The sequence below is a fragment of the Streptomyces sp. NPDC050658 genome, assembly GCF_044457025.1.
Classification (GTDB): domain Bacteria; phylum Actinomycetota; class Actinomycetes; order Streptomycetales; family Streptomycetaceae; genus Streptomyces.
The window spans coordinates 430,984-449,549 of the sequence record NZ_JBITGM010000006.1; the positions used below are offsets into that span (position 1 = coordinate 430,984).

Genomic DNA, 18,566 nt, shown 5'->3' on the forward strand with positions numbered 1-18,566 from the left:
CCGTTTCCGGCGCTCCGTGCGGCGTTCCTTTCCGGCTCTCCTTCACATTCCCAACTCGCTTGTATGAGTGGATACTTGATGCCTCTGCGTACAGGGTGAGATCCGTGACGGGGGCGTTCATGGGGACTGACTTGTACAACCTCGGCCCGGTCGTCGACAGACTGGCGCCGGCGCTGATGGGCATGGCACCGGGCGACGACCACGGGACGGAGCGGGAGTTCCGGCAGGGGGAGCCCGTCGTGCGCGTCGTCGGTGACCGGGCCACCGGCAAGACGGCCCTGATCGACACCCTGTACGCGGGCTACCACGACTTCGTGCCCACCGCCCGCGTCTATCTCACCGAGCCCCCGTACTCCGCGGCGGACCCGGTGGACCGCGCGGCGCTCGACACCGACACCGCGTCCGCGGTGACCAACCTGCTCTTCACGCTGTCCCACGAGCTCAAGAAGATGGGCAACCGGCAGACCCACGCCGTGGACTTCCCCCGCCTCGCGCCCGCGCTCCTCGTCCTCACCGCCTGGCGCCCGCAGGCACCGGACGCCGGCAGCGTGCATCCCTCCGAGCGCGAGGCCGCCGAGCAGGAACTCCGTGATCTGCTCACCGAACAGGACCCCGACCCGGAGGCCCGCAAGGAGGCCCTGGGGCGCTGGCTGCAGGTGCTCAACGGGGTGGCGACGGACCTGCTGACCGGCGTACCGGGCATCGGCGCGGTGCTCCAGGTCGCCACGGACGCCCTCCTCGACCGCGCGGCGGACGACCCCCAGTGGACCTGGTGGCGGGCCCGGCTCGACCAGGGGCGCGGCGATGCCGTGCAGCGGCTGTTCGAGCTGGTCCAGCAGTTCCGCGCACGCGGCCCCGGCCGAGCGGCGGTCGAGTCCCATCTGATCGCCGCTCTGCTCGCCGACATCCACGAGTCGTACGGCTTCTGGGCCCGCCGGAGCCAGCACCCGGCGCTCATCCTGCTCGACGACGTGGACGAGGCACTGCACCGGCGCTTCCTCGACCCGCTGGTCGCCCAGTACGCGGCGGCCGCCGGGCAGTGGCACCGACGCGGCCGGATCATGCTCCCCGTCGTCTTCGCCACGTCCCTGGGGGACGGCGCCGCACCGGAGTCGAAGACCACCGACGGCACCCCCTGGACCCATCCGGAGCGGTGCCCGCCCCAGTCGTGGCTGCTGAACCTCGGGATCCCGCGCGTGACCGGCGGGGAGATCCGCGGCATGCTCTCCGGTGCCGCCGCCCCGCCCGCCCTGCCGGAGGTCGTCGCCCGCCTCGGCGGCGGCCGGACGGGCAGTGCGCTGCTCATCGCGCGGACGGCGGCCGAGCGGCTGCGGGACGCCGAACCGTTCGCTCTGGACGAGCTGCTGTCGCTGCCCGTGCCGGAGTCGTCCGTGCCGCTCGGGGCGCGGCTCCTCGAACAGCTGCTGCCGGATCCCGACGTACGGGACCAGCTGCTGACCCTCGCGCCCGCCCTGGACGAGGCCGCCGCGGCGCGCCTCTTCCTGTCGTCCCGGGCCGCCGGGCTGCCCGTGGTCAGCCCGACGCTCCGGGTACGGCAGCTGCTGGACTCCCCGGTCCGCCTGAGCCACTGGAACCACGACCCCTGGCCGGGCCCCGAGCCGCGACCGCTGATCGCCGACCGTGCCCTGCGGGCCGTCCTGCTGCACGAACTGCGGGGCGCCTCCGAGGGACTGCGCTGGTCCCACGCCCACACCGCCCTCGCGGACCACTACAACCCCGGTGACGTGCGGGAGTCCGACTCGGACCGGCACGACCCGCGCCATCTGCATCACGCCCTCGCGCAGGGCCGCTTCGACTCCCTGGTCGTCCGCGCGATGCACCACCGCTATCTGACGTACGCACCGGCCGTGTGGCTGCGCGACCTCAACCTGATCGCCGCCGCGCCGCCCGCGCTCGGCCCCTGGCCGCCCGACGAACCACCCGACGGGACGGAACTGCCGGCGTGCCCCTCCTGCACCGACGCGGCGGCCCGGCGGATCCACTTCCTGATCCGGCAGCTGCTCGCCGTCGTCTGGCGGCTCTCCGCGCCGCTCTCGGCACCGCCACAGGGGCACCGCGACCGCGACATGGAGAAGGTCAGGGGTTCGCTCACGGAGCTCTGCACGGACTACGACCTGCATCCGCGGCCACCGGTGAAGCCCTGCAACGCGTACGTCGACGCCCTGGCCGCCGGCGGCTGGATCGACGCGCTGGTGAACGGAGTCCAGGCCCCCGATCTCCCGGTCAAGGAAAGGTAGCCGATGCCGCAGCCATTCGCCCGGATCGCAGGCGCCTACGCACGGCTGGCCCCCGGGGCGCGCAGGCGCATCAAGCGGGCGCTCGCGGGGACACTCGCGATGGCGCTCCTGGCCGGGCTCGCCGTCGTCCTGTGGCCCACGGTCTTCCCCGAGGACGAGGAGCCGCCCCCCGCGTACCGGGCGTGCGGGAAGGGGGTCCGGGAGTACAGGGGTGACGACGAATGCGTCGGCGTCACCGACGGGGCGTACGCCTTCACAGGCCAACTCGCCCGCGTGTCGCAGCGGATCAAGAAGGAGAACGACCGGATCACCAAGGGCAAGAAGCCCTACGCCACCATCGCCCTGATGATCCCGCTGACGCCCGACAAGCAGAACCAGGTGGAGCGGGACCAGATCGTGCGCGAGGTGCAGGGCGCGTACCTGGCGCAGTACCGGGCGAACCAGATCCGGCAGAGCGAACCGCCGATCCGCCTCGTGCTCGCCAATCCGGGCCGGGACATGGACCGTTGGAAAGAGGTGTCCGACCAGCTGGGCAGGATGGCGCACGACGGCCGGGACCGGCTGCGCGCGGTCTTCGGGTTCAACCTGAGCGTGGACCGGACCGAGCGGACCATCGACTACCTGACCAACTCCAAGGGGATCGCGGTGGTCGGCGGCCCGATCACCGCGGACGATCTGTCCAATTCCAAGGAGGAGCCCAGGAAGTATCCGGGTCTCGCGAACATCGTGCCGCCCAACAGCGACCAGGCGCGGGCCCTCTCGGAGCATCTGAAGGTCGAGCCGGAGGACACGTTCCTGGTGGAGGACACCGCGGGGAAGGACATCTACGCCAGGTCCCTGCGGGCCGCCTTCGAGAAGGAGACGCAGGGCACGCCCTACGAGCCCGAGCGGTACGACTCGGCGGAGGTCACCGCCAACGACTTCGAGGACATGGTCAACAACCTCTGCGTCTCGGACGCGACGACCGTCTTCTTCGCGGGCCGCCCGCCCGAGCTGGCCCAACTGATCACCGCGCTCGGCAATCGCACCTGCCGCAAGCACTACCGTCTCGTCACCGTGTCGGGCGCCTCGACGCTGGCACTGGACAAGACCCTGGACTGGGGCGCCCTCACCAAGGGCGACAAGCTCACCGTCGAGTACGCCACGGTCACCCATGAGTCCGCCTGGACCAGCAAGGACGCCCCGTCCAGGGGCGGTTCGAAGGCCGACTTCACCGCGTTGAGCGAGCTGGCCGAGGGCAAGAAGGAGGCCGAGAAGGTCGGTGACATCGGCCCGACCGACCTCGCGGACGGACGCACGATCACCACGCACGACTCCGCGATGGTGGCGATCGCCGGGATCCGCAACCGCGTGGTGGCCAAGGACCGCGTTCCGGCTCTGAAGTCCGTCCCGGCCGCCTGGCCGAGGCTGCACGGCAACCAGACCGTGCGCGGGGCGAGCGGCTGGATCTGCCTCGACAGCTACGGCAACCCGTACGACAAGGCGGTGTCGATCGTGCGGCTCTCCCCGGACAAGGCCCGGCACCTCAAGTTCCAGAAGCTGGCCTGGCCCACGGGCCGCCCGCCGTCGCCGCAGTGCACGGCCCCGCCGGACTAGCCGGCGGGCCCGCTCAGCCGTCCTTCGAGTACGTCAGTCCCTTGTCCGTCCCCGTGTTCTCCCGGTGCAGCCGGCCGTCCGAAAGGAGGGTGACCGTGCTCGACTTGCCCGGACGGCAGGAGCTGGCGGGCTCTCCGACGACGACGTCCGTCGGGCCGATGCGCAGGGTGTTGCCGCTCGCCGACTCCAGCCTGCCCTGGAAGACGCAGTGGTACGTGCCGCCGGTGTCCGTGGGGCCGTCGGCCGTGATGGACAGGACCGTGTCGCCGATCTCGCCCTGCTGGAAGACCAGTTCACGGGAGTTGTGCCCCAGGTCGTTCTGGATGGAGCCGCTCCACGTGCCGAGGAACTTCTTCGGGATCGCGCCGTCCTCGTCGTTCTTGGAGTCCTTGTCGTCGGGAGTCGTGGGCGGAGTCCCGGGGTCCGTCGACTCCTCCTCGGACGGCATGCCCGGCGTCGAAGCCGAGCTGTTCGTCGGTGACTTGGAGCCCTCGCCGCCCGCCTTCGGGCTGCCCTCGCCCTTCATCACCGCGTACACCGTGCCGCCCGCCCCTATCGCCACGACCAGCGCCACCGCGATCAGCGCGGCGGTGGACCGTCCGCTGCGGCGCGGGGGCTCGCCCATGGGCGTGACCACGGGGCCGTACGGAGGTGTCGGGCCGTAAGGGCCCTGCTGGGGGTAGCCGTAGGGGGACGCGGGGAGCTGCGGGTGCTGTTGCGGGTAGCCGTACGACGGGCCCGGCGGGGGAGTCGGCGGCGGGGTGCCGGAGATCATCGTGGGGAGGTGGTCCAGCGGGGCCTCGCCCGGTTTGCCCGGTGGGGGCGGGGTGTCGTCCGTCGCGGGGTCGGGAGCGGGGCCGGGAGCAGGGGCCGCGGGCGTCGCGGCGGGGGGCGCGGGAGGTGCGGCGGCTGCCTCGGCAGCCTCTGCCGGGTTCTCCGTGTCCAGCAACTGCACCGCGTGCCTGCCCAGTTGTGCCACCAGCGCGCCCGGCAGCCACGGGTCGCGGGTGCGGCCGCCGTCCGCGAGGGTGTCCTCCGCGCCCGTGCGCTCCAGGATCTGTTCCAGGGTGGGGCGGTCCGCCGGGTTCTTGCGCAGGCAGTCGCCGACCAGCTCGGCCAGCTCCTCCGGCAGCGCCGCCAGGTCGGGCTCCTCCTGCGCGATGCGGAACATCAGCGCGTGCACACCGCTGTTCGCCGTGCCGAAGGGCAGTGCCCCCGACGCCGCGTACGCGAGGACCGAGCCCAGGCAGAACACGTCGCACGCCGGGGTGACCCGGTCGCCGCGCACCTGCTCGGGAGCCATGAAACCGGGGGAGCCGACGAGCGCGCCGGTGCGGGTGAGGCCGCCGTCGGTCACCGTCTCCAGGGCGCGCGCGATGCCGAAGTCGATGACCCGCGGGCCGTCGATCGTCACCAGGACGTTCGACGGCTTCAGGTCGCGGTGGATGAGGCCCGCCGCGTGGATGTCCTTGAGCGCGTTGGCCAGACCGGCCGCCAGTATCTTCACGGACCGCTCGGGCAGCGGGCCGTGGTCGTTCGAGACGACGCTCTGCAGGGAGGGCCCCGCGACGTAACCCGTGGCCAGCCACGGAATCGCCGCCTCGGTGTCCGCGTCGAGCACCGGCGCCGTCCACGCGCCGCCCACCCGCCGCGCCGCCTGCACCTCCTGCCGGAAGCGGTTCCTGAACTCCTCCTGCTCGGCGAGCTCTTCGCGCACCAGCTTCACCGCGACCGTGCGTCCCCGGTCGGAGCGGGCCAGATAGACGTGCCCCATGCCGCCCGCGCCGAGCCGCGCGAGCAGTCGGTAGGCGCCTATTCGCTGTGGATCCCCGGGCCCGAGCTTCTCCATCGCCGCGCCGACCTCCCCCGTTGGTGTGGAACGGATCGAGTTTAGTGCGGGGGTGCGACAGGGTGGGGCTGACTGTCTGCTACGGCTCCGTAACGGGTTCCGTATCGGCTTCCAGTTGCGCCACCGCCACGGTGAGCCGTTCCAACACCCGTACCGTCTCGGCGAATTCCGCCTCGCCGAGCACTGCCGCGAGCCGAGCCGCCAGCTCCGCGTGGCCGGGGTCGATCTTCGCCACGGCCGCGCGTCCCTCGTCCGTGGGGCGCAGGAGTTTGGCCCGGCGGTGGGCCGGGTTCGGCACGTACTCGGCGAGGCCCTTGCGCACCAGGAGGTCGGCGATGCGCTGCACGCTCTGCCGGGTGATGCCCATCGCGCGGGCGATCCCGGCCACCGGCAGCGGCTCGCGCAGGACCGCGCCGAGCACCTGCCACCAGGCGGCGGTGAGACCGCCCGGCTTGGCCAACTCCTCCGCCACGGAGAGGAATTGGCCGTTGAGCCGGAACGTGCCGAGTGCGGTGCGGGAGAACAGGTCCTGCTGTTCGCGGGGGGTGAGTCGTCCGGCGCTCACGATTCGAGCACCTCGTACGCCGACGCGTCCGAGTCGTGGAACAGGCGGTACCAGGCGTCCAGCTTCTCGCCCTCAAGGGCGCCGAGCTTCCCGAGCACCTCGCGCGCGAAGGCGACCGGCTCGGTCGGGCCCGCCGTGATCAGGTCCCCGTCGGTGACGGCGTCCACGTCGACGTACCGCTCGCCGCCCTTGTAGCCGGTGGCCGCGAGATAGAACGACACCGCGCTGGTGTGCGCCCGGTCGTCGAGCAGCCCCTCGCGGGCCAGCCCGGCCGTCGCCCCGCAGATCGCGGCGACGGGCACCCCCGCGTCGAGGAAGGCGCGGGCCGTGCGGGCGAAGGGGGCGAGTCCGTCGCCGCTGTCCCAGAGGTCGGCGCCCGGCAGGATCAGCAGCGAGCTGTCCTCGGGCCGCAGTTCCGCCAGGTCCAGGTCGGGCTTGATGCGGACGCCGGCGACCGTGGTGACGGTGTCGGGCGAACCGGCGGCGACCGTGCGGACCTCGTACCCGGAGCGGGCGAGATAGGCCGTGGCGTGTCCGGTCTCCCAGTCGGCGAGTGTGTCGTAGACGGCCAGGTGTACGGGCTTGCGGGACATGAGTGCCACCTCCGCTGATCGGCTGCCGGTCTCCTTCGTGCTTACGTAAGCATGCTGTCAAAGTGACAGCATGCTGTCAAGAGGTGCGGGGCTCGGAGGAGGGCGCAGGAGAGGGCGCGCAGGAGAGGGAGGGCTCGGGGGTTAACTCCCGCCAGGGGCGGCGTTAACCCGCTCTTCCCTAGCGTCCTGGTCATGGACAGCACACAGACCCTCGAACAGAGCGCGCAGGCCCTGGAGCAGAGCGGCCAGCTCGCGGCCCATCTCGGTCTCGACCTCGTGGCGGTGACGCTGCTGACCTTCGGCGTCTTCTATCCCCGGCACCGCAGGCGTGAGCTGGTCCCCGCCTATCTCGCGCTGAACGTCGCGCTCTTCGCGGTCGTCTCCGCCCTCGCCAGCGCCGGCGGGAACGGCGGACTCGCGCTCGGTTTCGGACTCTTCGGGGTGCTCTCGATCGTGCGGCTGCGCTCGGACGCGGTGCAGCACCAAGAGGTGGCGTACTACTTCATCACCCTCGTCCTGGGCCTGCTCTGTGGACTGCCGGGGCTCTCGCTGCCGATAGCGACGGGGCTCGCGGCGGTCCTGCTCCTCGTGATGTACGTCGCCGACCATCCGCGCCTCTTCGCCGCCGACCGGCGGGCCGTGATCACGCTCGACGCCGTGTACCGCGAGGAGACCGCGCTGCGGGCCGAGCTGGCGCGCCGCCTGGGGGAGCCGCTCGGCTGGACCGTGCAGGAGATCGACTACGTACGCGACCTGATGGTGCTGGAAGTCCGCTTCCGGCAGCCGGAACCTTCCGGGCGGGCCGGGGAGTTGGTCCGTACAGCAGCACAACGACGACGCACGACCCGGTCCCGCACGCTTGCCCCCGCACCCCAGAAGGAGACCGTGTGAACCCCGCCGTACGCGCCATCGGAAGGGCCGCGCTCGCCGCGCACCCCATCGCGCTTGACGAGGTGAACGCCCGGGCGGAACTGCTCGCCCGTTTCGACAACAGCTATCTCGTCCCGGTCGAGATATTCGAGGACCTGGCGGCGCTGCTCACGGACCCGCGCCGCCCGTCGGGCCCCTTCCGGGCCCTGAGCATCGGCGGCAAGCGCTGGTTCAGCTACCACTCGACGTACTACGACACCCCCGAGCTGCGCACCTTCCACGACCACCGGCAGGGGCGGCGGCTGCGCTACCGGATCAGGGAGCGGGTCTACCAGGACAGCGGGGAGCGGCAGTTCGAGATCAAGCTGAAGAGCGGGCGGGGCGAGACGATCAAGCACCGGCAGCGACTTGAGGCCGACGACCGCGCGCTGGACGCCGAGCGGCAGGGGTTCCTGGCCGGGGTCCTGCGGGGTTCGTACGGCATCGAGGCGCCGGGCGGGCTGACGAAGGCGCTGGTCACGGAGTACCAGCGGGCGACCTTCGTGGCCGACGGGCAGCGGGTGACCTGCGACGCGGGGCTCGTGGTGCGGGACACGGCGACGGGCCGGTCGGTGGCGGCGGACCGGGGACTCGTCCTCGTGGAGACCAAGACGCAGGGGCATCTGACGGAGGCGGACCGGGTCCTGCACCGGTACGGCGTGCGCGCGGCGGACTTCACCAAGTACTGCGGCGGGTTCGCCGCGCTGCGACCCGAGTTGGGCATCAACCGCTGGGCGCGGGCGGTGCGGACCGCGTTTCCGCGCGCGGCTGGGGCTGCGGGGCACGCGGGAAGGTGAGGGTGACGCGGGTGCCGGGGGCGTCGGCGTCGGTATCGGCTGAGGTATCGGTATCGGCGTCGGCATCGGTATCGGTATCGGCTGAGGCGGCGCCGGTGATGCGGAACGTGCCGCCCGCGTCCTCCGCCGTTCTGCGCGCGATGTCCAGGCCGAGGCCGGTGGAGCCGCCGCCGCTGGTGCCGCGTTCCGCCGCGTAGGCCGCGGGGAGACCGGGGCCTTGGTCGGCGACGGTGAGTTCGGCGGTGCCGTCCGCCGGGATGACGCGGACGGTGATGCGGAACGGGGTGCCCTGCGGGGTGTGGTCGAGGACGTTGCCGATGAGCGCGTCGAGTGCGGCGGCCAACTCGTCCTCGGGGACGGGCACGTGCGCCCCGCGTTCAGGGGTCTCCGTCTCCGTCGTACGTCCCTGATCCTCGGCCAGCGGCAGCCAGAACGCGGCGCGTTCGCGGGCCACCGCCGCGAGGTCGGCGTGCGGGGCGTCGCGCAGCGGCCGGCGGGCCTTGCGGATGACGTCGTCGACGCTGCGTTCGAGGGCGGCGACATCGGCGGCGATGCGGTGCGCCTCCTCCGTGTCCCGCAGCGTCTCCGCGTCCAGGCGCAGCGCGGCGACGGGGGTGCGCAGGCGGTGCGCGAGATCGGCGGCGTTCTCCCGCTCGGCGGCGAGGAGTTCGTCGATGCGGGCGGCGAGACGGTTCAACTCACCGGCGACCAGGCGCAGTTCGGGCGGGCCCTCGGGTGTGGCGCGGGCGGTGAGGTCACCTGCGGCGAGCCGGTCGGCGGTGCGGGCCAGGCGCCGGGTGGCGCCGACGAGCCGGGCGCCGAGCCGGTCGGCCAGCAGCAGCCCGATGAGGACGAGTCCGACCCCGATCCCGGCGAGCACGAACCAGGAGGTCATCATCCCGGCGTACAACTGCTGCTGGGTGAGGGTGACTTGAACGACGGCGGTACCGCCGTCGGCGCCCTGCACGGGGACGAGGACCTGACGGCCGCCGGTGGAAGGCTCGTAGGTGAAGGCGCGACCGGTGCGGGCGAGACGGACGGCGTCGCCGAGATCCTTCTTCTTCCCGGAGCCGGGCCCGATGACGGTCCCGTCCCCCATGATCAGCGAAGTGGCGGGCAGTCCGGGCGTGTTGACGCTCTCCACGGTCTGCTCGGCGGTCTCGCGTTCGGCGGCGGTGGCGAGGGCGGGGCCCAGCGCGTGGGCCACCCACTGGGCACGGGCCGTGGCCTCGGCGGTGGCGCGGTCGGCGGCATGGGTGCGGGTGAGGAGGGTGAGGGGGACCAGGAGGGCGGTCAGGACCAGGGCGGTGGTGGCGGCGGTGAGGAGCAGGAGGCTGCGCCGCATCAGCGGGCCGATTCCGGGGCGGCGAGCTTGATGCCGACGGTGCGGACGGTGTGCAGGTAGCGCGGCTCCTGCGCGGTCTCGCCGAGCTTCCTGCGCAGCCAGGAGAGATGCACGTCGACGGTCTTGTCGGCGCCGCCGAGCGGCTGCTGCCAGACCTCGGCGAGGAGTTCGCGGCGGGAGACGACCTGGCCGGGGCGGTGCGCGAGATAGGCGAGGAGGTCGAACTCGCGCGGGGTGAGGTCCATGGGCGTGCCGTCCAGGGAGACCTCGCGGGCGGCCGGGTCGATGGTGAGGCCGCCGACGTGCAGCGGCTCGGCGCTCTCGGCGGCACCGAGGCGGCGCAGGACGGCCTTGACGCGGGCATCGAGCTGGGCGGCGCCGAAGGGCTTGACGATGTAGTCGTCGGCGCCGGCCTCCAGGACAGAGACCATCTCCGGCTCCTCGTCGCGTGCGGTCGCCACGATGACGGGTACGTCGCTGACCGCGCGCAGCATCCGCAGGACCTGGGCGCCGTCGACGTCGGGGAGCCCGAGGTCGAGCACGACGAGGTCGGGCCGGCTGGTGACCGCCGCGTCGAGCCCCGCCATGCCGCTGGGGGCGGTGGCGACGGCGTGCCCCTTGTCGCGCAGGGCGCGCACGAGGGCGCCGCGCAGCTGTGGATCGTCCTCCACGACAAGAAGATGCGCCATACAACCACCGTAACAATGAGTGGGGACAGGGTCTTTGGGCGCCTCTTAACCGGGCGTTAGGAAACTGTGCGGCAGAGTTTCCACATGCGGAAGTGGAAGTGGCGGAGCGCGGCGGTGACGGCCGCGTGGGTGGGGGTCGGGACGGCTGCGGGGGCGCTGGGTGCCTGGCAGCTGGCGAGTTCCGACGGCGGCGGGGCGGCGCACAGCCGTCCGCTGGACGAGGGGGACGTCAGCAGGGCGCTCGCGGCGACACCGCCGAATACGCCGCCGAGCACGACTCCGGGTACGCCACCGAGCACGCCACCGAGTACGACTCCGAGTACGCCTGCGGGCTCATCGAAGCCGACGTCTCCCTCCCCCTCTCCTTCCGATGCCTCGCCCGACCGCTCCACGGTCCGCTTCACCGGAGGCACGGCGACGGCCGAGTGCCGCCCGGACGGAACGGTGTACCTCGTCTCCTGGAGCCCGGCGGACGGCTTCCACATCGACGAGGACGTGGAGCGGGGCCCGGCGAGGGCGGCCCACCTGGAGGCGGAACCGAGCGACGACGACGAGCGGGACGACCTGGCGTACGAGATCCGCTGCGGGGCGGAGGGGCCGCGGGCGAGATTGGTGGGGGAGGAGGCGGAGGACTGAGATTCCGTACGCCTACGTCTGCGCCTACGCCTCGCGGGAGCCCCGACACACTGTCCAGTACCCCGCGCCCCCGCGAAACAGGACGCCCATGTCCTATCCGCATCGTGGACATTTACCCTCGCCCACATGACCCCTCAGCCGAATCCCCAGGTCGGCGCCGCCGTCAAGGCCGCGGACCGCGCGCACGTGTTCCACTCCTGGTCCGCACAGGAGCTGATCGATCCCCTCGCCGTCGCCGGCGCGGAAGGCTCGTACTTCTGGGACTACGACGGCAACCGCTACCTCGACTTCACCAGCGGCCTCGTCTTCACGAACATCGGGTACCAGCACCCGAAGGTCGTCGCCGCGATCCAGGAGCAGGCGGCGACGATGACGACCTTCGCCCCCGCGTTCGCCGTGGAGGCCCGCTCCGAGGCCGCACGCCTCATCGCCGAGCGGACCCCCGGCGACCTGGACAAGATCTTCTTCACCAACGGCGGCGCCGAAGCCGTGGAGAACGCGTCCCGCATGGCGCGCCTCCACACCGGCCGCCCCAAGATCCTCTCCGCCTACCGCTCGTACCACGGTGCCACCGCCGCCGCGATCAACCTCACCGGCGACCCCCGCCGCTGGCCCTCCGACAACGGCTCGGCGGGCGTCGTCCGCTTCTGGGCGCCGTTCCTGTACCGCAGCCCGTTCTACGCCGAGAACGAGCGGCAGGAGTGCGAGCGGGCCCTCCAGCACCTGGAGGACACGATCGCCTTCGAGGGCCCCGCGACGATCGCGGCGATCATCCTCGAATCCGTCCCCGGCACGGCCGGGATCATGACCCCGCCCCCGGGCTACCTGTCCGGCGTACGCGAGATCTGCGACCGCCACGGCATCGTCTTCATCCTGGACGAGGTCATGGCGGGCTTCGGCCGCACGGGCAAGTGGTTCGCGGCGGAGCACTTCGACGGCGGGGTGGTACCGGACCTCCTGACCTTCGCGAAGGGCGTGAACTCGGGCTACGTCCCGCTGGGCGGCGTCGCGATCAACTCGGCCATCGCCGAGACGTTCGCCCGCAGGCCCTACCCGGGCGGGCTCACGTACTCCGGCCACCCGCTGGCCTGCGCGGCCGCGGTGGCGACGATCAAGGTCATGGAGGAGGAGGGCGTCGTCGAGAACGCGGCCCGCGTCGGGGCGGAGGTCATGGCCCCGGCCCTCGCGGAGCTGGCCGAGCGGCACCCGAGCGTCGGCGAGGTGCGCGGCCTCGGCATGTTCTGGGCGCTTGAGCTGGTCAAGGACAAGGAGACCCGCGAGCCCCTCGTCCCGTACAACGCGACGGGCGCGGCGAACACTCCGATGGCGGAGTTCGGCGCGGCGGCGAAGAAGCAGGGCCTGTGGCCATTCATCAACATGAACCGCACCCACGTCGTCCCGGCCTGCAACATCACGGAGACCGAGGCGAAGGAGGGGCTGGCGGCGCTGGATGCGGCGCTGTCGGTCGCGGACCGGCACGTGGCCTGACCGCCCGGCGCTGACAGGCATCAGGTGTCGGAGGTGGGGGCCATGCCGGAACTGGCCCCCACCCCCGGGAACCCCGACCGCGTAGTCTGACGTGCTCATAAGCAACACGACCACGTACACGATGACCGCAGGGGAACCCAGATGCCCGGCACCGACGGCCCCGCCGTCATCCGCAGCACGCTGCGCCAGCAGATCGCCGACGCGCTGCGCGACGAGATCCTCGGCGGCCGTCTGGAGCCGGGCCAGGAGTTCACGGTCAAGGAGATCGCCGAGCAGTACGGCGTCTCCGCGACCCCCGTCCGCGAGGCCCTGGTGAACCTCGCCGCGCAGGGCCTGCTCGACGCCGACCAGCACAAGGGCTACCGCGTCCACGAGCACTCCCTCGCGGACTACCGCGGCATGCTGGAGGCCCGCAGCCTCGTCTCCGACGGCATCTTCCGCGACCTCGTGGCCCACACGGAGGCGCACGCCGACGCCGCCGCGGGCCTCGTCTCCGTACGCCGCCGTGGCGAGGAGGCGGCCCGCGCCGCCTGCGCGGGCGACCTGAACGTCCTCATCGGCTACGATCTGCGCTTCTGGCGCGAGCTCAGCGCCCTCTTCGGCAACCCCTACCTCTCGGACTTCCTGCACCGGCTGCGCGTCCAGTCCTGGGTCTGCGCCGTCACCCACCTGCGCCGCGCCGTGGACCGCGGCGACGGCGACCTGCGCGGCACCCTGTGGGCCCGGCACACCGAACTCGTCGACGCCCTCGCACGCCGCGACCCGCAGGCCGCCCGGCAGATCGTCGCCGAGTACAACGCACACTCACTGGCCCTCATCGAGCGCCTTGCGGCCACCGCATGAGCGTGGACCTGACCGTCGTCGTCCCCGCCTACAACGAGGAACGCCGGCTGGCCCCCACGCTCGCCGCGATCCGCGCGTACCTGGACGGCGCGGGCAGCCCCGAGGCTCCCCGCGTCGGCAGCTGGGAGCTGATCGTCGTCGACGACGGTTCCACCGACCGCACCCCCGAGATCGCCGTCGAGGCCGAGCTCGACGACCCCCGCGTCCGGCTCGTCCACTCCGACCGCAACCGCGGCAAGGGCCACGCCCTGCGGCTCGGCGTGCTCGCCTCGCGCGGCGACCGCGTCCTGGTCACCGACGCCGACCTCGCCACCCCCATCGAGGAGCTGGAGCGCCTCGACAAGGCGCTCAGCGACGGCCACGCGGCCGCGATCGGCTCCCGGGCCGGCGCGGACGCGACCATCGAGGCCCGCCAGCACCGCCTGCGCGAGCTGTTCGGACGTACCGGAAACTTCCTGATACGCATGGTCGCCGTCCCCGGGATCCGCGACACCCAGTGCGGATTCAAGCTCTTCGACGGCGACCTCGCCCGTGCGGCCTTTGCCGCGTCCCGGCTGCGCGGCTGGGGCATTGACGTGGAGATCCTGCAGTACGTACGCCGCTCGGGGCGGCCGATCGCCGAGGTGCCCGTCCGCTGGGCGCACCAGGAGGGCTCCAAGGTCCGCCCGCTCGACTACGTCCGGGTCCTCGGCGAACTGGCCTCGCTGAAGGCCCGCACCCTGCGCCCCGCGGACGTCCTGGTCGGCGTGCTCTTCCTGGCCCTGTCCGTCACGCTCTACTCGGGCCGCCTGATCGCACCCGGCGCGCGCTACCTCCCGGACTCGCTCCAGGACCAGAACCAGTGGGAATGGTTCTTCGCGGTGACGGCGGACAACGTGAGCCACCTCCGGAACCCCCTCTTCACGACCCTCCAGAACTTCCCCGACGGCGTGAACCTCATGGCCAACACGGTCATGCTCGGCCTCTCCGTCCCCTTCGCCCCCGTGACCTGGCTCTTCGGCCCCGCGGTCGCGCTGAACGCGGCGATGACGCTGGGCCTCGCGGCGACCGCCGTCGCCTGGTACTGGCTGATCTTCAAGCGGCTCGTACGACACCGGGGCGCGGCGGCCGTCGGCGCGGCGCTCGCCGCGTTCGCGCCGCCGATGATCAGCCACGCGCACGCCCACCCGAACTTCATGGTCCTGTTCATGATCCCGGTGATCATCGACAGGGCGCTGCGGCTGTGCGAGGGGACGCGGGTCGTCCGCGACGGGATACTCCTCGGCCTCTTCACGACGTACCAGATCTTCCTCGGCGAGGAACCGCTGCTGCTCGCCGCGATGGGCATGCTGCTGTTCGCGGCGGCGTACGGGCTGGCGCGCCGGGATGTGGCGAAGGAGGCGCTGCGCCCCCTGCTCAAGGGCCTGGGCGTCGCACTCACCGTCACTCTCCCCCTCGTCGCCTTCCCCCTCTACTGGCAGTTCTTCGGCCCGCAGAGCTACGCGAGCGTGCTGCACGGCGACAACGCGGGCAACAGCCCGCTCGCGCTGCTCTCCTTCGCCGAGCGCTCCCTGGCGGGCAACGAGAAGACCGCCGACGCGCTCTCCCTCAACCCGACCGAGCAGAACGCCTTCTACGGCTGGCCGCTGGTGGCGCTCGTCTTCGCGATCGTCGTACGGCTGTGGGAGCGGGCGGTGGTGAAGGCGCTGGCGTTCACGGTGGTCGCGGCGGCGTTCCTTTCGCTGGGCCCGAAGTTCCGCATTCCGCTGACGGACGTCGTGCTGCCGGGCCCGTGGAAGCCCCTCGCCCATCTGCCGCTCTTCGAGTCGGTCATCGAGTCGCGGGTGGCGATGGTGTGCGCGCCGGCGCTCGGGATGCTGGTGGCGCTGGCGCTCGGGGGGCTGCTTTCGGCCGAGAGCCGTCTGCCGAGGGCATCTCGGTACGCGGGTGTGGCGGCCGTGGCCCTCGCGCTGCTGCCGATCGTGCCTGCCCCGCTGCGGGCGGTGGAGCGGGCCGAGGTGCCGGCGTTCATCGCGGAGGGGACGTGGCGGAAGTACGTGGGGGAGGGCGAGACCCTGGTTCCGGTGCCGCTGCCGGATCCGGGCAACGCGGAGGCGCTGCACTGGCAGACCGCGGCCGACCTGGACTTCCGCCTCCCCGGCGGCTACTTCAACGGCCCGTGGGGCCCGGACCGGGTGGGCATCTACGGCGCCTCGCCGCGCAACACCTCGAACCTCCTTCGGGACGTACGCAATTCAGGCCAGGCCCCGAAGATCACGGACGCTTGGCGGGCCGCGGCGCGCGCCGATATGGCGTACTGGAGGGCGGGCGTCCTGGTGCTCGCGCCGCAGCCGCACGACGCCGAACTCCGGGTGACGGTGGAGGAACTCCTTGACCGGCCCGGAAAGTGGGTAGACGGGGTGTGGATCTGGGATCTGCACAGGGGCAGCTAGCGGGGTCGCGGCGCGACTACGCTGCCTGAACGCGGTGAACGAGGTCCGATGTCCGATGTCCGATGCGACGCACGACTGTCCGATGTGACGCACGACCAAGCCCGACATTCCTAGTGTGAGCCGACTTCCCGGTGTGAGCCCGACATGAGGAGCCCCCTTGGCCTGTGATCTGTGGCTGGTCCCGCTCGTCGACGTGCTGTGTCACAGCCCCGACAACCCCTTCGCGGAGGAGATCGCGGCGTACGACAAGGCGCTGGGCGAGGCAGGACTGCCGCCCGTCCCCGTCTTCGCGTACATGCCGGGCCTGTCGGGGGACGTCGCCCCGGTCGCGGGTTTCGACTACGACGCGCTGCACTTCCTGCGGCGGGCGTACCTGCTCCAGGTCTGCGGCCTCGAGGTGACGCCGGTGGACGAACTGGGCGGGGACTACGAGCAGTTGCTGGAGATGTTCGACGCGACGGCCCAGCAGTCGCATCTGGTCTGGCACTACGACCATGCGGGGGCGTACGTCCCTGTGGACTTCCCCGCGCCGCTGTCGAACGACGAACTCCTCGCGGGCGGCGGCCCGCTGGGCTCGGCGCAGGCGCTGCTGCGGGAACTGGAGTTCGTGGCCCCGTCGATCGGCATAGACCCGACGAACCCGCCGGGCCCGCCGACGCCGCCCCAGTCCCCCACGTCCCTGGAGGAACCGGCGGCCCCGGCCCCCCACGACGACAGCCCCTTCGCCCGCGAACGCCACGTCTGGCTGGGCCTCCACGCGGCAACGACCCGCAGCCTGGCCCAGGGCTCAATGATCATCTACAGCTGACCGACGCGGGCCCCCGCCGAGCGAACGGGGGCCTGCACGTCGGCTACCACCGCCGACCACCACGGCCCTCCCACCCGCACTCCGCACGCGCCCGCCGCTGGCCGGCGCCCCCTTTCTCCCACCCACGAAACGGGCCGCGCCCCCCCATTCCAGCCCGTCCGGTTCCAGCCCGTCCGGCGTTTGAGGACGAACTCGGCGGAGCCGGTGATGACGGTCACTGCAAGGCCGGCGGCAGCCGGAACTTTCGGGAAGGGGCGGGGTTGGGGAAGAAGCACCCCCCGCCCCCTACCGCGGCTCCGGCGGCCGCTGCCGAGGCATATTCGGCCGAGCCCCCGGCGGCAACGCGGCCCGCGCAGGCGACGGCCCTGCCTCCCCCCGGGAAGCCGGCGCCAGCGCCTGCGTAGCCAACGGCGCCGGCCCGCAGCGGAACTCCACCATCCAGTCCGCAGTCTCCGCCCGCACCAGCTCCGTCACGTCCTCGGAGAACCTCCGCAACACCGCAAGGCACCGCTCGGCCGCCTCACTGGCCGTCCCCTCGGTAGGCCCCAGCACCTCCCGCACACTCTCCGACGCCCAGTCGAACTGCAGCACCTGAAGCCGCCGCTGCACCGCCTGCGCCGTGGCGACGTCCCGCATCCACCCGGACGTAAGACCGAAGAACCGGTCGCACCCCACACACGCCGCAGCGCCCAGCAGCGAGACGAACCCCCACGTCGCGACATCCCCCACCGCCCCCGCCAGATCAAGCAGCGGAAACACCCCCGCCCCCACGGCCCCCAACGCCGCCCCCACCCGCGCAAGCCGCGCCCCCCGCCGCTTCCACGCGCGGTCGGACAGATACCAGGCGGCCGTATTGAGCGCCCCGCGCTCCACCCACCGGTACAGCTCGTCGAGCCGCTCGGCGGGCTCGCCCCAGTCGCCGAGCGGAAAGGACCGCCCCGTCAGATCCCCGAGCCGGGAGCCCGCCGCGCCCACGGGTGCACCGCCCTGCTGCGCATCCGCCCCGGCACCCTGCCCGTGCCCGTCGTGGGGCACCCCCTCGGGCTGCATATCCGGCTGGCTCACGGCACTCCCTCTACCTCTACGAGATCGTCGAGATCGTTGAGATCGCTGAATCCCCGACTGTTCCTTACGGCCTGCGACTGTTCCCTACGGTCCGGCTGTTCCCTGCGGCGGTTCTACCTCCCAATGGGTGGCCGTGAGCCCGTTTTCGCGGTATTTCCGCCCGGAAGAGGTGCTTGATCAGGTATAGGAGGACAGCTGATCTCACTCGAAAGAGTGCTGGAGCGAGCGCACCCCCGACCACGTAGGCTCAATACAGGCGGAAACCCCGCCGAACAGACCGTCACGAACCGTCATAGAGCGTCACAGACAGGAGCTGATCGTGATCCCCGGTGGTGGCCAGCCCAACATGCAGCAGCTGCTCCAGCAGGCTCAGAAGATGCAGCAGGACCTCGCGGCCGCGCAGGAGGAGCTAGCGCGCACGGAGGTCGACGGCCAGGCGGGCGGCGGTCTCGTCAAGGCGACGGTCAACGGCTCGGGCGAGCTGCGCGGCCTCGTGATCGACCCCAAGGCGGTCGACCCGGAGGACACGGAGACGCTCGCGGACCTGATCGTGGCGGCGGTCCAGGCGGCCAACGAGAACGCGCAGGCGCTCCAGCAGCAGAAGCTCGGCCCGCTCGCCCAGGGTCTGGGTGGCGGCGGCATCCCGGGCCTTCCCTTCTAAGAAACCCCCCGGCCAACTACCGTACGTATCAG

The 18,566-nt window shown here is 72.0% G+C and carries 16 protein-coding genes; 10 read left to right on the top strand and 6 right to left on the bottom strand.

Annotated elements, in window-relative coordinates; genetic code table 11:
- Positions 1-119 precede the first annotated feature (119 nt).
- Together ACIBKX_RS23270 and ACIBKX_RS23275 are read left to right on the top strand one after the other, a co-directional pair.
- Positions 120-2,258, top strand: a complete 2,139-nt coding sequence (locus ACIBKX_RS23270; RefSeq protein ID WP_363273832.1) for a hypothetical protein — start codon at positions 120-122, stop codon at positions 2,256-2,258.
- A gap of 3 nt (positions 2,259-2,261) precedes the next feature.
- Complete coding sequence (locus ACIBKX_RS23275; protein WP_363273831.1) at positions 2,262-3,854, top strand: hypothetical protein; 1,593 nt, start codon at positions 2,262-2,264, stop codon at positions 3,852-3,854.
- Positions 3,855-3,867: 13 nt separating this feature from the next.
- Here the strand turns inward: ACIBKX_RS23275 and ACIBKX_RS23280 are convergent, their stop codons facing one another.
- The 3 genes from ACIBKX_RS23280 to ACIBKX_RS23290 all read right to left on the bottom strand — a co-directional run bounded on the left by ACIBKX_RS23280 (position 3,868) and on the right by ACIBKX_RS23290 (position 6,861).
- Entirely contained in the window at positions 3,868-5,703 is a 1,836-nt protein-coding gene (locus ACIBKX_RS23280) for a serine/threonine-protein kinase (RefSeq protein ID WP_363273830.1), read from the bottom strand.
- 79 nt (positions 5,704-5,782) lie between these two features.
- Positions 5,783-6,268 (bottom strand): MarR family transcriptional regulator, encoded by a 486-nt coding sequence (locus ACIBKX_RS23285; protein WP_363273829.1) that lies wholly within the window; start codon positions 6,266-6,268, stop codon positions 5,783-5,785.
- Complete coding sequence (locus ACIBKX_RS23290) at positions 6,265-6,861, bottom strand: DJ-1/PfpI family protein (RefSeq protein WP_363273828.1); 597 nt, start codon at positions 6,859-6,861, stop codon at positions 6,265-6,267. The genes ACIBKX_RS23285 and ACIBKX_RS23290 overlap by 4 nt, the downstream gene beginning before the upstream one ends.
- A 192-nt stretch (positions 6,862-7,053) precedes the next feature.
- Here ACIBKX_RS23290 and ACIBKX_RS23295 point away from each other — a divergent pair, with 192 nt between their 5' ends.
- Both ACIBKX_RS23295 and ACIBKX_RS23300 read left to right on the top strand, forming a co-directional pair.
- Positions 7,054-7,752, top strand: a complete 699-nt coding sequence (locus ACIBKX_RS23295) for a DUF4956 domain-containing protein (RefSeq protein ID WP_363273827.1) — start codon at positions 7,054-7,056, stop codon at positions 7,750-7,752.
- The gene (locus tag ACIBKX_RS23300; protein ID WP_363273825.1) at positions 7,749-8,567 is read left to right on the top strand and encodes a VTC domain-containing protein; all 819 of its coding nucleotides are present in this window, start codon (positions 7,749-7,751) and stop codon (positions 8,565-8,567) included. The genes ACIBKX_RS23295 and ACIBKX_RS23300 overlap by 4 nt, the downstream gene beginning before the upstream one ends.
- On the opposite strand, the gene ACIBKX_RS23305 is transcribed toward ACIBKX_RS23300, so the two are convergent.
- Positions 8,494-9,912: a sensor histidine kinase gene (locus ACIBKX_RS23305; protein WP_363273824.1), complete on the bottom strand. Its 1,419-nt coding sequence runs from the start codon at positions 9,910-9,912 to the stop codon at positions 8,494-8,496. The genes ACIBKX_RS23300 and ACIBKX_RS23305 overlap by 74 nt on opposite strands.
- Positions 9,912-10,601, bottom strand: coding sequence for a response regulator transcription factor (locus tag ACIBKX_RS23310; protein ID WP_363273823.1), 690 nt, complete (start codon positions 10,599-10,601; stop codon positions 9,912-9,914). The genes ACIBKX_RS23305 and ACIBKX_RS23310 overlap by 1 nt, the downstream gene beginning before the upstream one ends.
- A gap of 84 nt (positions 10,602-10,685) precedes the next feature.
- On the opposite strand from ACIBKX_RS23310, the gene ACIBKX_RS23315 reads away from it, so the two are divergent.
- From ACIBKX_RS23315 to ACIBKX_RS23335, 5 genes are all read left to right on the top strand, one after another.
- Positions 10,686-11,237, top strand: coding sequence for a hypothetical protein (locus ACIBKX_RS23315; protein WP_363273821.1), 552 nt, complete (start codon positions 10,686-10,688; stop codon positions 11,235-11,237).
- Between the two features lie 126 nt (positions 11,238-11,363).
- Complete coding sequence (locus ACIBKX_RS23320) at positions 11,364-12,725, top strand: aspartate aminotransferase family protein (RefSeq protein ID WP_363273820.1); 1,362 nt, start codon at positions 11,364-11,366, stop codon at positions 12,723-12,725.
- A 141-nt stretch (positions 12,726-12,866) separates the two neighbouring features.
- Positions 12,867-13,568 (top strand): GntR family transcriptional regulator, encoded by a 702-nt coding sequence (locus ACIBKX_RS23325; RefSeq protein WP_363273818.1) that lies wholly within the window; start codon positions 12,867-12,869, stop codon positions 13,566-13,568.
- Positions 13,565-16,000, top strand: coding sequence for a dolichyl-phosphate beta-glucosyltransferase (locus ACIBKX_RS23330; protein ID WP_363273817.1), 2,436 nt, complete (start codon positions 13,565-13,567; stop codon positions 15,998-16,000). Before ACIBKX_RS23325 ends, ACIBKX_RS23330 begins: the two co-directional genes overlap by 4 nt.
- Positions 16,001-16,157: 157 nt before the next feature.
- Positions 16,158-16,808 carry a hypothetical protein gene (locus ACIBKX_RS23335; protein WP_363273816.1) on the top strand — a complete coding sequence of 217 codons (651 nt, stop codon included), beginning with the start codon at positions 16,158-16,160 and terminating at the stop codon, positions 16,806-16,808.
- Positions 16,809-17,093: 285 nt separating this feature from the next.
- Here the strand turns inward: ACIBKX_RS23335 and ACIBKX_RS23340 are convergent, their stop codons facing one another.
- Positions 17,094-17,873, bottom strand: a complete 780-nt coding sequence (locus ACIBKX_RS23340) for an SLATT domain-containing protein (RefSeq protein WP_363273815.1) — start codon at positions 17,871-17,873, stop codon at positions 17,094-17,096.
- A gap of 319 nt (positions 17,874-18,192) precedes the next feature.
- On the opposite strand from ACIBKX_RS23340, the gene ACIBKX_RS23345 reads away from it, so the two are divergent.
- The gene (locus ACIBKX_RS23345) at positions 18,193-18,534 is read left to right on the top strand and encodes a YbaB/EbfC family nucleoid-associated protein (protein WP_363273813.1); all 342 of its coding nucleotides are present in this window, start codon (positions 18,193-18,195) and stop codon (positions 18,532-18,534) included.
- The last annotated feature ends 32 nt before the right edge of the window (positions 18,535-18,566 follow it).

What these genes read in the sequence shown, in the direction of transcription:
- ACIBKX_RS23270 (WP_363273832.1), top strand. Translation starts at nt 120, where the DNA reads ATGGGGACTGACTTGTACAACCTCGGCCCGGTCGTCGACAGACTGGCG.
- ACIBKX_RS23275 (WP_363273831.1), top strand. Translation starts at nt 2,262, where the DNA reads ATGCCGCAGCCATTCGCCCGGATCGCAGGCGCCTACGCACGGCTGGCC.
- ACIBKX_RS23280 (WP_363273830.1), bottom strand. Translation starts at nt 5,703, where the DNA reads ATGGAGAAGCTCGGGCCCGGGGATCCACAGCGAATAGGCGCCTACCGA.
- ACIBKX_RS23290 (WP_363273828.1), bottom strand. Translation starts at nt 6,861, where the DNA reads ATGTCCCGCAAGCCCGTACACCTGGCCGTCTACGACACACTCGCCGAC.
- ACIBKX_RS23295 (WP_363273827.1), top strand. Translation starts at nt 7,054, where the DNA reads ATGGACAGCACACAGACCCTCGAACAGAGCGCGCAGGCCCTGGAGCAG.
- ACIBKX_RS23305 (WP_363273824.1), bottom strand. Translation starts at nt 9,912, where the DNA reads ATGCGGCGCAGCCTCCTGCTCCTCACCGCCGCCACCACCGCCCTGGTC.
- ACIBKX_RS23310 (WP_363273823.1), bottom strand. Translation starts at nt 10,601, where the DNA reads ATGGCGCATCTTCTTGTCGTGGAGGACGATCCACAGCTGCGCGGCGCC.
- ACIBKX_RS23315 (WP_363273821.1), top strand. Translation starts at nt 10,686, where the DNA reads ATGCGGAAGTGGAAGTGGCGGAGCGCGGCGGTGACGGCCGCGTGGGTG.
- ACIBKX_RS23320 (WP_363273820.1), top strand. Translation starts at nt 11,364, where the DNA reads ATGACCCCTCAGCCGAATCCCCAGGTCGGCGCCGCCGTCAAGGCCGCG.
- ACIBKX_RS23325 (WP_363273818.1), top strand. Translation starts at nt 12,867, where the DNA reads ATGCCCGGCACCGACGGCCCCGCCGTCATCCGCAGCACGCTGCGCCAG.
- ACIBKX_RS23330 (WP_363273817.1), top strand. Translation starts at nt 13,565, where the DNA reads ATGAGCGTGGACCTGACCGTCGTCGTCCCCGCCTACAACGAGGAACGC.